Origin of the sequence: Streptomyces millisiae (assembly GCF_031845425.1) — a bacterium.
In the GTDB taxonomy this organism is placed as follows: Bacteria; Actinomycetota; Actinomycetes; order Streptomycetales; family Streptomycetaceae; genus Streptomyces; species Streptomyces millisiae.
This window is the reverse complement of sequence record NZ_JAVREM010000022.1, coordinates 1-12899: the sequence shown is the minus strand read 5'-3', so window position 1 is coordinate 12899 and position 12899 is coordinate 1. Positions and strand designations below refer to the sequence as shown.

Genomic DNA, 12899 nt, shown 5'->3' with positions numbered 1-12899 from the left:
ATCGTCGAGGGGGCGTACTCCCGGTCGCGCGGGTGCGAACGCGCGCGGGCGCACCACCACCTTGGCCATTGGCTCCCGCCGAAGCCCCGGCGGGGCGTACGGTGGTGAACGCTCCCTCCGGGAAGGAGAGATGGTGGCCCCCGATCCGGAACCCCACCACCCACAGCACGAAGAGCCCAGGACCACCGCCGCGGTGACCGGTCGGATCCCGCTGGCGGTGGTCGTTGTCGACGGCGCCGGGGAGATCTCGCACTGGAGCACCGGCGCCCGGCGGCTGTTCGGCATCGAGCGGGACGAGGCCGTCGGCCGGCGGGCCGCGGAGGTCATGCCGATATCGGCCGTCATGTCCGCCGAGGGCGACCCGGCGGACGAGGCGGGGCCCGAGGCCGGCGGCATGGGGCCGCTGGACCCGGAGGAGCAGGTCGAGTTCATCTTCGGCACCGACACCGTCGCGTTCGCCCAGCCGCTGGCCGGCCGTTTCTGGACCCAGGACCCCGTCCTCGCCGAGACCCGCGACGTGCTGTGGTGGGCCTACCCGCTGAACGGTCCCGGGGCCGCCCGGGTGTTGGTGCTCGCCGCCGACGGCGCGGCGGCTCAGCCCGGCGAGCCGACCCCCGAGGACCGCGTCTCGCCCGGCTTCGCGCCGCACACCAGGTTCGAGGAGGCCGACGAGCTGGCCAAGCGGCTGCCGGAGATCATGCCGAGCATGAGCCCGCAGGAGGCCGGGCACATCGCCGGGCAGGTCATCCGACAGGGCTACCCGGTGCTGGAGTTCAGCCGCCACGCGCGGGTGCCGGTCACCGCCGACTGGGGCGTGCCGCAGCGGGTGGTGCGGCGCGAGGGCCTGGAGCGCGCCGTCCGCGCGGCCCGGGCGGTGCACGACGAGCGGCGGGCCGCGGCGGCCGAGGCGGAGCTCGCCTCCGAGCTGGAGTACGCGGCCGTGCGGGAGCGGCTCGAGTTCCTCAACGAGGTGAGCGGGCGCATCGGCTCCTCCCTCGACCTGGCCCGCACCATCCAGGAGGTCAGCCAGGCCGTCGTGCCCCGCTTCACCGACGTCGCCGGCACCTACCTGCGCGAACAGGTCGTCGCCGGCGAGGGGTTCCCCGACGGGCCGCCCGACACCAGCACGATGTGGCACCGGGTGGCCGTGGAGCACAACGACGAGCCGGGCCGCTGGGACGACGTGGTGCCGGTCGGCGAGTCCATGCCGTTCCCCGCCAACACCCCGTTCTTCCAGTGCATGACCACCGGCGAGCCGGTGCTGGTGCCACGCATCAGCGAACAGATGGGCGACATGATCGCCGCCCAGTTCGAGAAGCGGGACATCAGGCCGCTGATCAACCACCGCTCCATGCTGGTGGTGCCGCTCAAGGCCCGGCAGGTGGTGCTCGGCTTCATGATCCTGCTGCGCCACCGCGAGCGGCCCGAGTTCAACGACATGGACCGCGTGACCGGCGCCGAACTCGCCGCCCGCGCCGGCCTGGTGCTGGACAACGCGCGCATGTACACGTACCAGGAGAACGTCGCCGACACCCTCCAGGACAGCATGCTGCCCCGCATCGAGCCCCGGATGGCCGGCTGCGACACCGCCACCCGCTACCTGCCGGGCACCCGGCTCGGCCGCGTCGGCGGCGACTGGTTCGACACCATCAGGCTGCCCGGCTGCCGCACCGCGCTCGTCGTCGGCGACGTCATGGGACACGGCCTCAACTCCGCCGCCATGATGGGCCAGTTGCGCACCGCCGTGCAGACCATGGCGGCGCTCGACACCGACCCGGCGCAGCTGCTGCGCAGCCTGGACGACCTGGCGCAGCGGCTCGGCGACCACTACCTGGCCACCTGCCTGTACGCCGTCTACGACCCGGTCCGCTCCGAGCTGCGCATCGCCAACGCCGGCCATATCCCACCCGTGTTGGTGCGCGCGGCGGACGGGTCGAGCGAACTGCTCGACCTGCCGACGGGCGCGCCGATCGGCGTCGGGCAGGTCGCGTTCACCACGGTCACGGTGCCGGTCAGCCCGGGCGACCGGCTCGTCATGTGCACGGACGGACTGGTCGAGGTGCGGGGCCAGGACATCGGGGCCGGGCTCGCCGCGCTGTGCGAGTCGGCGGCGCACCCGGCCGCCTCCATGGACGCGGCCTGCGACACCATCATCCGCGCGCTGGCCGCCTCCACGGCCCCCGACGACCGCAAGGACGACGTGGCGCTGCTGATGGCCAGGCTGAACGGCATCGCCGAGGACGACGTCGCCACCTGGCGCCTCGGCCTCAACCGCGCCGAGGTGCCACGGGCCAGGGCCGTGGTCCGGGAGCGGATGGCGGCCTGGGACCTGCCGGAGCCGGTGCGGGCCACGGCGGAGCTGCTCGTGGGCGAGCTGGTCACCAACGCGGTCCGGCACGGCGAGAGCGGCCCCGTCGAGCTCCGCCTGGTCCGGGCCGACGCGCTGCTGTGCGAGGTCTCCGACGAGGGCCACGAGCTGCCGGTGCTGCTCGACTGCGGCCCGCTGGACGACGCCGGGCGCGGGTTGCACGTGGTCAGCAGGCTGGCCAGGGCCTGGGGCACGACGCGGACCGGGCGCGGCAAGACCGTCTGGTTCGAGCTCGGCCTGCGGGACCAGGTCGACCCACGGGCGCGTCGCCCCGGCTACCGCTGACCCCAGGGGGCGCGCGGCGGGTCAACCCGCGCTCCCGCGGTCGGAGTATCGAGTGGTTCCTCGTGACTCCTTGATCGGCAAAGCCGATAAGCAGGGCGAAACCCGGCGCGTGGCCGGGTGGTCGACCTTGGACAACGGGAGCGGAGGGGCACGCCATGAGTGGCAGGCTCGTACGGAATGTCAGCCGATGGGCGATCGCCGGCGCGGGCGTCGCGACGGTCGTGGGGCTCGGGAGCGAGGTCGCGCGGGCCGACGGGTCGCTGACCTCGCCGGGCTTCGCGCTGATCAACATCGGCCAGATCGACGACCCGATGGAGGACGTGCTGGAGCACACCCTGAACTTCGGCGACGGCTACGCCTGGGACTGACCACCGGGCCCGCCCGATGCCCGAACGGGCGGCGGGCGGGCCCGCTTCCGGGCATGCCCACGAGTGCTTAGGGGCCACCCCTCCCGGGGACAAGGTGCCAGGGGGACGGCGTCGGAGGGAGCGGGACATGCGCGTCGACGAGGGCTGGGACGGGTTCTGGGCGCAGGCACCGACGGCGGCGGAGAGCGTCTTCTGGGACGCGCCGCCGGAGGAGGTCGTGGCGCGGCATCTGGCGCTGTTCGAGCCGTATCTGACGGCCGACCTGCCGCTGGTCGACGCGGGCTGCGGCAACGGCACGCAGACGCGTCACCTCGGCGAGCGGCACGGCGTCGTCGTCGGGGTCGACCTGTCGCCGGCCGCCGTGGAGCTGGCGCGCCGCCGGCCGGGCGGCGCGGAGTTCGAGGTGCTCGACCTGGCCGACGGCCCGGCGGTCGCCGCCTTCCACGAGCGGCGCGGGGACTGCCACGTCTACCTGCGGGGCGTGCTGCACCAGGCCCGGCCCGAGGAGCGGGCGCGGATCATCGACGGGGTGGCCGCGCTGCTCGGCGCCGCCGGGCGCGGGTTCGTCGTCGAGCCGGCGTCGGCCGCCAGGGAGACGCTGGCCGGCCTGATGCGCCGGCCAGGCGGGCCGCCGCCCTCGCTGGCCGCCGTGTTCGCGCACGGCATCTCGCCCATGGAGATGCCCGACGAGGCCGTGCCGGCGCTCTTCGCCGAGCGGGGCCTCGCCGTGCTGGCCGCCGGCCGGGCCCCGCTGGCCACCACGGTGCGGGACCAGGAAGGCGCCCGTGTCGAGCTGCCGTCAAGCTGGCTGGTCGTCGGCCGCACCGGGTAACGTGACGCGGCATGACGAAGATCCTCGTCTCGGCCGACATGGAGGGCGCCACCGGCGTCACCTGGCCGGCCGACTGCCTGCCGGGCACGCCGGAGTGGCAGCGCTGCCGGCCGATGTTCACCTCCGACGTGAACGCGGCGATCGCCGGCTTCTTCGACGGCGGCGCCGACGAGGTGCTCGTCAACGAGGCCCACATGACCATGCGGAACCTGCTGCTCGAACAGCTCGACGACCGGGCCCAGCTGCTCACCGGCCGGCACAAGGACCTCAGCATGGTGGAGGGCGTCCAGCACGGCGACGTCGACGGCATCGCCTTCGTCGGCTACCACACGGGCGCCGGCGACGAGGGCGTGCTGGCCCACACCTACCTGGGCAACTCGATCACCGGGGTCTTCGTCGACGGCGTCCGCGCCAGCGAGGGCCTGCTCAACTCGCTGGTGGCCGCCGAGTACGGCACCCCCGTCGTCCTGGTCACCGGCGACGACCGGGCCTGCGCCGACGCCGCCGGCTACGCGCCGGACGCCAGGACCGTCGCGGTCAAGGACTACGTCTCGCGGTACGCGGCGGTCTGCCGCACCCCCACCCGCACCGCCGCCGACATCCGCGCCGCCGCCGCCAAGGCGGTGGGCCTCGCCACCCGCCACGCGCCGCCCCCCGCCCGGGAGCGGGTGATCGAGGTCGGGTTCGACGCCGAACACCTGGCGGGCGCCGCCGCCCTGGTGCCCGGGGTCGAGCAGATCGGGCCGCGCCGGGTGGCGTTCACCGCGACCACCATGTACGAGGGAATCCGCTGTTTCAAGGCCGTCACCACCATGGTGTCCGCCGCCGTGGAGGAATGGTATGGCTGACCGGATCGCGTCCGCCGGCATGACCGGCGCCCGGGTTGACGCGCGTCACATCGACGATCGCGCCGATGACGAGGTGGTGCGCTTCACCGCCGACCTCATCCGGCACGACACCACCAACCGGGGCGGGGGGGACGGCGTCGAGCGGCCGGCCGCCGAGTACGTCGCGGCGGCGCTGGCCGACGCGGGCATCGAGCCCGTCATCGTGGAGAAGGCCACCGGCCGCACCAACGTGGTGGCGCGCGTCGCGGGCACCGACCCCGGCGCCGACGCGCTGCTGGTGCACGGTCACCTGGACGTGGTGCCGGCCGACGCGAGCGAGTGGAGCGTGCCGCCGTTCGCCGGCGAGGTCGTCGACGACGTGGTCTGGGGGCGCGGCGCCGTCGACATGAAGGGCTCGGACGCCATGGTCCTCACCGTGGTGCGGGCCTGGGCGCGCGCCGGCGTGCGCCCCCGGCGCGACATCGTGCTCGCGTTCACGGCCGACGAGGAGGACAGCGCCGAGTTCGGTGCCGGACACCTCGTCCGGCACCGGCCCGAGCTGTTCGAGGGCTGCACCGAGGCCATCGGCGAGTCCGGCGCCTACACCTACCACCCGGGCGACGGCCGGCGGATCTACCCGGTGGGCGCCGGCGAGCGCGGCACCTCCTGGCTGGCCCTCACCGCCCGAGGCCGAGCCGGACACGGCTCCAAGATCAACCGGGAGAACGCCGTCACCCGGCTCTCCGCCGCCGTCACCCGGATCGGCGAGCACACCTGGCCGGTCCGCCTCAGCCCCACCGTCCGGGCCGCCCTCACCGAGCTGGCCGCCCTGTACGGACAGCCGCTGCCGGACCTCGACGCCCCCGACCCCGACGAACTGGCCCGGGGCGTCGAGGAGTTGCTCGACCGCCTCGGGTCGGCCGCCGCGCTGGTCGCCGGCACCGTCCGCAACAGCGCCAACCCCACGATGCTGGACGCCGGTTACAAGGTGAACGTGATCCCGGGCAGCGCCACCGCGCACGTCGACGGGCGCGTGCTGCCCGGCGGCGACGAGGAGTTCACCACCACCCTCGACCGGCTCACGGGACCCGACGTCGACTGGGAGTACGTGCACCACGAGATCCCCCTCCAGGCGCCGGTCGACGCGCCCACCTTCCACCTGCTGCGCGACGCGCTGCGGCACTTCGACGCCGACGCCCACGTCGTCCCCTACTGCATGACCGGCGGCACCGACGCCAAGCAGTTCTCCCGACTCGGCGTCACCGGCTACGGATTCATGCCGCTGCGGCTGCCCGAAGGCTTCGACTACCAGGCGATGTTCCACGGCGTGGACGAGCGCGTGCCCGTCTCCGCGCTGCGCTTCGGGATCCGCGTGCTCGACCGCGCGCTGCTGACGCTCTGACCCCCGCCCCGAGGAGGCCGCATGGGCACCACACCACGACCGGCACCGTACGGCGCCTGGCCCTCGCCGATCGACGCCGCCCTGGTCGCGGCGCACGACGGCAAACCCGAGTACCTGGGCGCCGTGGGCGAGGAGTTGTGGTGGACCGCGCCACGGCCCGAGGAGGGCGGGCGGCGCGCCCTGCTGCGGCTCACCCCCGACGGCGCGGGCGCCGTCAGCGTGCTGCCGCCGCCGTGGAACGTGCGCAACCGGGTGATCGAGTACGGCGGCGTGCCCTGGGCCGGGGTGCCGCGCCCCGCCGGCGGCCCGCTGGTCGTCTTCACCCACTTCGCCGACCAGCGGCTTTACGCCGTCGAACCCGACGCGCCCGGCGGCCCGGCGCCGCGCCCGCTCACCCCCGTCTCGCCGGTCGGCGGCGGCCTGCGCTGGGCCGACCCGCTGGTGCGCGGCGACGAGGTGTGGTGCGTGCTGGAGGAGTTCACCGGCGAGGCGCCGGGGGACGTGCGGCGGGTGGCGGTCGCCGTGCCGCTGGACGGCTCGGCCGCCGACGACCGCGCCGCGGTCCGCGAACTCACCGCCGAGGCACACCGCTTCGTCACCACGCCACGCCCCGCGCCGGACGGCCGCCGCGCCGTCTGGCTGGCCTGGGATCACCCGCGCATGCCGTGGGACGGCACCGAGCTGGTGATCGCCGAGATCGACACCGCCGGACTGCTGACCGGCGCCCACGCCATCGCCGGCGGCCCGGACGAGTCCGTGGCGCAGGCCGAATGGGCCCCGGACGGCAGCCTGTTGGCCGTCACCGACCGCTCGGGATGGTGGAACCTGCACCGGGTCGACCCCGACACCGGGCACGCCGTCAACCTCTGCCCACGCGAGGAGGAGTTCGGCGACGCGCTGTGGAAGCTGGGCCACCGCTGGTTCGCGCCGCTCGACGACGGCACGGTCGCCGTGGTGCACGGCCGGGGCGTGGCGCGGCTCGGCATCCTGGACCCGGCCACCGGCGAGCTGGCCGACGCGACCGGCCCCTGGACCGAGTGGTCGCCCGCGCTCGCGGTGCGCGGCACCCGGGTCGCCGGGATCGCCGCGGGACCGCACCGGCACCACGAGATCGTCTGCCTCGACACGGCGAGCGGGCACAGCCGGGTGGTCGCCGAGGAGCACCACGACGTCGTCGACCCCGCGTACCACCCGACGCCGCGCGCCCGCGTGATCACCGGGCCCGACGGGCGCGAGATCCACGCCCAGGTCTACCCGCCGCACCACCCCGAGGCGACGGGCCCGGAGGGCGAGCGGCCGCCCTACGTGGTGTGGGCGCACGGCGGGCCCACCTCCCGGGCCCCGCTGGTGCTCGACCTGGAGATCGCCTACTTCACCTCGCGCGGCATCGGCGTCGTCGAGGTCAACTACGGCGGCTCGACCGGCTACGGCCGCGAGTACCGCAACCGGCTGCGCGAGCGCTGGGGCGTCGTCGACGTCGAGGACTGCGCGGCGGTGGCCACGGCGCTCGCCGACGAGGGCACCGCGGACCCGGCGCGGCTCGCCATCAGGGGCGGCAGCGCCGGCGGCTGGACGGCCGCCGCCGCGCTGGTCTCACCGGCCGCCGAGGGGCGCTTCGCGTGCGGCACCATCAGCTACCCCATCCTCGACCTGACCGGCTGGGCGGTGGACGAGACCCACGACTTCGAGTCGCACTACCTGGAGTCGCTGGTCGGCCCGCTGGACAAGGTGCCCGAGCGCTACCGGGACCGCTCCCCGGTCAACCTCGCCGACCGGCTGCGGGTGCCGTTCCTGCTGCTCCAGGGGCTCGACGACGTGATCTGCCCGCCGGTGCAGGCCGAGCGGCTGCTGGCGGCGGTGGCCGGGCGCGGGGTGCCGCACGCCTATCTCGCCTTCCCGGGGGAGGGCCACGGCTTCCGGCGCGCCGAGACCATCCGCCGGGCGCTGGAGGCGGAGCTGGCGCTCTACGCGCTCGCCTTCGGCCTGGGCGAGGGCGCGGCCGGGGTGCCGCCGCTCGACCTGCGCGGCTGACCGGCGACGAGCCGCTTCCCTCCGCCGAATGGCGGGCGGCCGCGGTAGCGGGGAAGATGGGAACTGGAGCAATCCGGCAAATCGTAAGGACGCATCCAAACGAGGAGGGATGCCATGACCACGGCCGCCGACATCATGAGCCCCGGTGCCCACTGGATCCCCGCCACCGAGACCCTGGACCGGGCGGCGCAGCTTATGCGCCAGTTCGACGTGGGCGCGTTGCCCGTGAGCGATGAGAACGAACGGATGCGCGGCATCATCACCGACCGCGACATCGTCGTGAAGTGCATCGCTGCGGGCCACGACCCCGCCCAGGTCACGGCGGGCGAGCTGTGCGAGGGCACGCCGCGTTGGGTCAGCATCGACGCCAACGTCGACGAGATCCTCCAGGAGATGGAGACCCACCAGATACGCCGACTGCCCGTGATCGACGAGGGCAAGCGGTTCGTCGGCATGATCAGCGAGACCGACCTGGCCAAGGCCCTGTCGGACGACCAGCTGGCCGAGTTCGTCGAGCGCGTCTACGCCTGACCCGGGCGGGCGGTCCCGACGGCCCGGCGGCGGGGCACGGCCCCCCGCCGGGCCCTCGGCATGTCGACACCGGTGCGGCGCCGGGGCGTTGACGGGGGAGTTGGTGGGGCTTATAAGAGGGCCAGAAGAGTTTCTGAGAGCGCTCTCAGTCGTCCGCCACCCCCCACCGGAAGGCGCCCGCATGAGCTCGATCCCCTCCCCCTCGCGCGCCACCGCGCCCACGACCCGGTTAGCCGGCGCCTGCCTGCTGCTGATCGTCGGGCTGCTCGCCTCGATCACGGCCGCCACACCGGCGCGCGGCGCCGTGCCGTCCCTCCCCGGCTGGACCCTCGCCTGGAGCGACGACTTCACGGGCGCCGCCGGCACGCTGCCGTCCAGCGCCAACTGGCAGATCGACACCGGCCACTCCTACCCGGGCGGCCCGGCGAACTGGGGCACCGGCGAGATCCAGAACTACACCTCGTCGCCCGACAACGTCAGCCACGACGGCAACGGCAACCTCCGCATCACGCCGCTGCGCGACGGCGCGGGCAACTGGACCTCGGCCCGCATCGAGACCCGGCGCGCCGACTTCACCGCCCCGGCCGGCGGCACCCTCCGCATCGAGGGCCGCATCCAGATGCCCAACGTCACCGGAGAGGCCGCCCTCGGCTACTGGCCGGCGTTCTGGGCGCTCGGCTCGCCCTACCGCGGCAACTACTGGAACTGGCCGGGCATCGGCGAGTTCGACGTCATGGAGAACGTCAACGGGCTCAACACCGTCTGGGGCGTCCTGCACTGCGGCACCGCGCCCGGCGGACCCTGCAACGAGAACAACGGCCTCGGCGGCAGCCGGGCCTGCCCCGGCGCCAGCTGCCAGTCCGCCTTCCACACCTACCGCTTCGAGTGGGACCGCAGCGTCACCCCCAACGAGCTGCGCTGGTACGTCGACGACCAGCTCTACCACTCCGTCAGCCAGGCCCAGCTCGACGCCACCACCTGGTCCAACATGACCAGCCACGCCGGCTACTTCATCCTGCTCAACGTCGCCATGGGCGGCGCCTTCCCCGACGGCGTGGCCGGCCGCGCCACGCCCGTGGCCGCCACCGTGCCCGGGCGCTCCATGCTCGTCGACTACGTCGCCGTCTGGACCAGGGGCGGCGGCACCACGCCCCCGCCCACCGGCGGCACCCTCAACCTGCGCGGCGACGGCACCCTCGGCGCGGCGGCCGGCTCGGCGACCACCGCCACGCTGGCGTCCGCCGGCGGTGTCAACCACGACGGCACGCCGTACCAGCCGCAGACCTTCACCGCCAGCGGCGTCACCGGCGCCTACACCGGCGGATCCACCGCCTTCGACCTGTTCGTCGACGCCGGCACCACCGTCGCCAACGGGCAGCAGGTGCGCGTCTCCTACGACCGGACGGGTGACGGCAGCTGGGAGCGGGTCGAGACCTACCGGTACTTCGCCACCGACCCGGTGCCCGGCTACGAGCACTACACCCAGGCCAGAGGACTGGCCTCCGCCACCGGAAGCCACGGCGACATGACGAACGGCCGGGTCAGGGTCGAGGTGTGGAACGCCATCGGCAACGGCCCGAGCACCCTCGGCACCGGCAACCAGTCGACGGTCACCATTCCCGTCCGCTGACCGGCGGCTCTCACCGGATGGGAGCGGTCCGACGGGCGGGATCCGCGACCCGCTCCCATCCTGGAGCCATGAGACCCGACACCAGTGACGAAGGACCGTACGAGCCCCCGCGCGGCGGCGCCGCCGGCGGCCCCGCGGGTGGCGGCCCCGCCGGGGAGGGCCGCCCCGTCGGCGGCCCCACCCACGTCTCGGTGAGCCAGACCGAGGTACAGCCGGGCTTCTGGAACACCAGCCGGGTCATCGCCGCGCTGATCAGCGCCCTCGTCCTGGTCTTCATCTTCCAGAACACCAGGACGGTCAAGGTCCACCTGCTGATCCCCGAGCTACGGCTGCCCCTGTGGGTGGTGCTGCTCGGCACCGCCTTCCTCGGCATGCTCGCCGGCATGTTCTGGGCCCACCGCCGCCGCGTGCGGCGCGCCCGGCGGTAGCCGCCCCCGGCGCCCCCTTTCACCCGAACGGCTCAACGTGTCCAATGGTGATCACGCGGCCGTCCGGCGGCGCCCGGAGCGAGGCGAGCAAGGGGAGCGAGCATGGCGGCATACACGGCAGCCGGCACCAGCGGAGCGGCCGGCGGCACCACCAGGGCCGTCGTCACGCGCACCACCCTCACCCTGCCGGCCGCCGCCCTCGGCCCGGAGAACCCGCTGCCGCCCCTCCTGCCCAGGGACGACCCGCACCGGATCGGCGAGGAACTACGCGCCACCCTGCCGGCCGAGATGGCCCGCCAGATCGGCTACGCGCCGCTGACCACCGTGCTGCCCACCCGGATCCGCGACGGCTACACCCGGGACCGCACCCCCACCGCCGTCGACGCCCTCGTCATCGAGAACGACCGGCTGCGGGCCACCGTCCTGCCCGGCTACGGCGGACGCGTCCACTCCCTGCGCCACAAGCCCACCGACCGGGAACTCCTCTACCGCAACCCCGTCCTGCAGCCGGCCGACTTCGCCCTCAACGGCGCCTGGTTCTCCGGCGGCATCGAGTGGAACATCGGCGCCACCGGACACACCACGCTCTCCTGCGCCCCGCTGCACGCCGCCGTCCTGCCGGCCCCCGACGGCGGCCAGATGCTGCGCCTGTGGGAGTGGGAACGGCTGCGCGACACGCCGTTCCAGGTCGACCTGTGGCTGCCCGGGGGCTCCGACTTCCTCCACGTCGGCGTCCGGATCCGCAACCCGCACGACACCACCGTCCCCGTCTACTGGTGGTCCAACACCGCCGTGCCCGAGACCGAGCACACCCGCGTCCTCGTCCCCGCCGACGAGGCCTGGCACTTCGGCTACGAGCGCGACCTGCGGCTGATCCCGACCCCCCGCTGGGGCGGCGAGGACCGCAGCTACCCGCTGCGCGGCGCGTTCCCCGCCGACTACTTCTACGAGGTGCCGGCCGACGCCAGGAAGTGGATCGCCGCCCTCGACGAGACCGGCACCGGGCTCGTCCAGACCTCCACCGCCACCCTGCGCGGCCGCAAGCTGTTCGTCTGGGGGGCCGGACCCGGCGGGCGCCGCTGGCAGCGCTGGCTGACCGAACCCGGCACCGGCGGCTACGCCGAGATCCAGGCCGGCCTGGCCCGCACCCAGCTGGAGCACGTGCCGCTGCCGGCCGGCGCCGAGTTCAGCTGGCTGGAGGCGTACGGCCCGCTCGCCGCCGACCCGGCGGCCGTGCACGACGCCGACTGGGCGACGGCCAGGACGGAGGTCGAGCGGCGGCTGGCCGAGGCGCTGCCCGCGGCCACGCTGGACGCCGCCCACGCGGCCTGGCTGCCGCACGCCGACCTCGACCCGGCCGAGACCCTGCACGTCGGCTCCGGCTGGGGCGCCCTCGAAGTGGCCCGCGGCGGGCACGAGTTGCCCGGCACCCCGTTCGACCCGGGCACGCTCGGGCCCGAGCAGCGACCCTGGCTCGACCTGCTGGACACCGGCCGGCTCCCCGAACCGCCGGCCGGCGCCGTGCCAGGACCCTCGCTGGTCTCGCCCGCCTGGCGGGAACGGCTCGAGTGCGCGCCCGGCGGCCCGCTGACCGACTACCACCTGGGCGTGGCCCAGTGGCACGCCGGCGACCGCGCGCAGGCGCGGCGCAGCTGGTCGCGTGCGCTGGCCGCGGACCCGAACCCGTGGGCGCTGCGCTGCCTGGCCGTGGCGGACGCCTGCGACGGCGACACGGCGTCGGCCGCCGAGCGCTTCCAGCGGGCGCTGGCGCTGGCGCTCGCGCTCGCGCGGGCGGACGTGGCGGAGCCGGCGCTGGCCGCGCTGGCCGCGCTGGCCCGTGAGGCGGTGCCGGCGCTGCTGGCCGCCGGCCGCGTCGAGGACGCCCGCCTGGCCTTCGACCGCCTGCCGGCGGAGGTGCGCGCGACGGGCCGCTTCCGGCTGCTCGACAGCCGGATCCTGCTCGCCGAGGGACGGCGGGCGGACGCCCGCGCCGTCTTCGACGCCGGCTTCGAGGTCGCCGACCTGCGGGAGGGCGACGAGATCCTGAGCGACACGTGGGCCGCGATCACCGAGGAGCGGTTGCCGGAGCGGTACGAGTTCCGCATGCGGCCCGCCTGACGGCGGGTCCTTGGCGCGGACCCGCGCTGCGCGCGGGGGGGTGCCGGTCGTGGTCGTCGCGGTGCGGGGCGCGGGGCGC

10 protein-coding genes are annotated in these 12899 nt (G+C 74.8%); all 10 read left to right on the top strand.

Features of this window, described 5'->3' with window-relative positions; translation table 11 throughout:
- The first annotated feature begins 130 nt into the window (after nucleotides 1–130).
- The 10 genes from RNC47_RS17870 (at nucleotide 131) to RNC47_RS17825 (ending at nucleotide 12820) form a co-directional block, all read left to right on the top strand.
- Nucleotides 131–2653, top strand: coding sequence for an ATP-binding SpoIIE family protein phosphatase (locus RNC47_RS17870; RefSeq protein ID WP_311599964.1), 2523 nt, complete (start codon nucleotides 131–133; stop codon nucleotides 2651–2653).
- Nucleotides 2654–2808: 155 nt separating this feature from the next.
- Nucleotides 2809–3021 (top strand): hypothetical protein, encoded by a 213-nt coding sequence (locus RNC47_RS17865; protein ID WP_311599962.1) that lies wholly within the window; start codon nucleotides 2809–2811, stop codon nucleotides 3019–3021.
- Between the two features lie 127 nt (nucleotides 3022–3148).
- Complete coding sequence (locus RNC47_RS17860) at nucleotides 3149–3853, top strand: class I SAM-dependent methyltransferase (RefSeq protein ID WP_311599960.1); 705 nt, start codon at nucleotides 3149–3151, stop codon at nucleotides 3851–3853.
- An 11-nt stretch (nucleotides 3854–3864) separates the two neighbouring features.
- Nucleotides 3865–4701 carry a M55 family metallopeptidase gene (locus RNC47_RS17855; protein WP_311599958.1) on the top strand — a complete coding sequence of 279 codons (837 nt, stop codon included), beginning with the start codon at nucleotides 3865–3867 and terminating at the stop codon, nucleotides 4699–4701.
- Nucleotides 4694–6082 carry a M20/M25/M40 family metallo-hydrolase gene (locus RNC47_RS17850; protein ID WP_311599956.1) on the top strand — a complete coding sequence of 463 codons (1389 nt, stop codon included), beginning with the start codon at nucleotides 4694–4696 and terminating at the stop codon, nucleotides 6080–6082. The genes RNC47_RS17855 and RNC47_RS17850 overlap by 8 nt, the downstream gene beginning before the upstream one ends.
- A 21-nt stretch (nucleotides 6083–6103) precedes the next feature.
- Nucleotides 6104–8113: a S9 family peptidase gene (locus RNC47_RS17845; RefSeq protein WP_311599954.1), complete on the top strand. Its 2010-nt coding sequence runs from the start codon at nucleotides 6104–6106 to the stop codon at nucleotides 8111–8113.
- 114 nt (nucleotides 8114–8227) lie between these two features.
- Nucleotides 8228–8644 carry a CBS domain-containing protein gene (locus tag RNC47_RS17840; RefSeq protein WP_311599952.1) on the top strand — a complete coding sequence of 139 codons (417 nt, stop codon included), beginning with the start codon at nucleotides 8228–8230 and terminating at the stop codon, nucleotides 8642–8644.
- Between the two features lie 181 nt (nucleotides 8645–8825).
- On the top strand, nucleotides 8826–10274 hold the full coding sequence (locus tag RNC47_RS17835) for a glycoside hydrolase family 16 protein (RefSeq protein ID WP_311599951.1): 1449 nt from the start codon (nucleotides 8826–8828) through the stop codon (nucleotides 10272–10274).
- Between the two features lie 68 nt (nucleotides 10275–10342).
- On the top strand, nucleotides 10343–10702 hold the full coding sequence (locus RNC47_RS17830) for a LapA family protein (protein WP_311599950.1): 360 nt from the start codon (nucleotides 10343–10345) through the stop codon (nucleotides 10700–10702).
- A gap of 102 nt (nucleotides 10703–10804) precedes the next feature.
- Entirely contained in the window at nucleotides 10805–12820 is a 2016-nt protein-coding gene (locus tag RNC47_RS17825) for a DUF5107 domain-containing protein (RefSeq protein ID WP_311599948.1), read from the top strand.
- Nucleotides 12821–12899 lie beyond the last annotated feature (79 nt).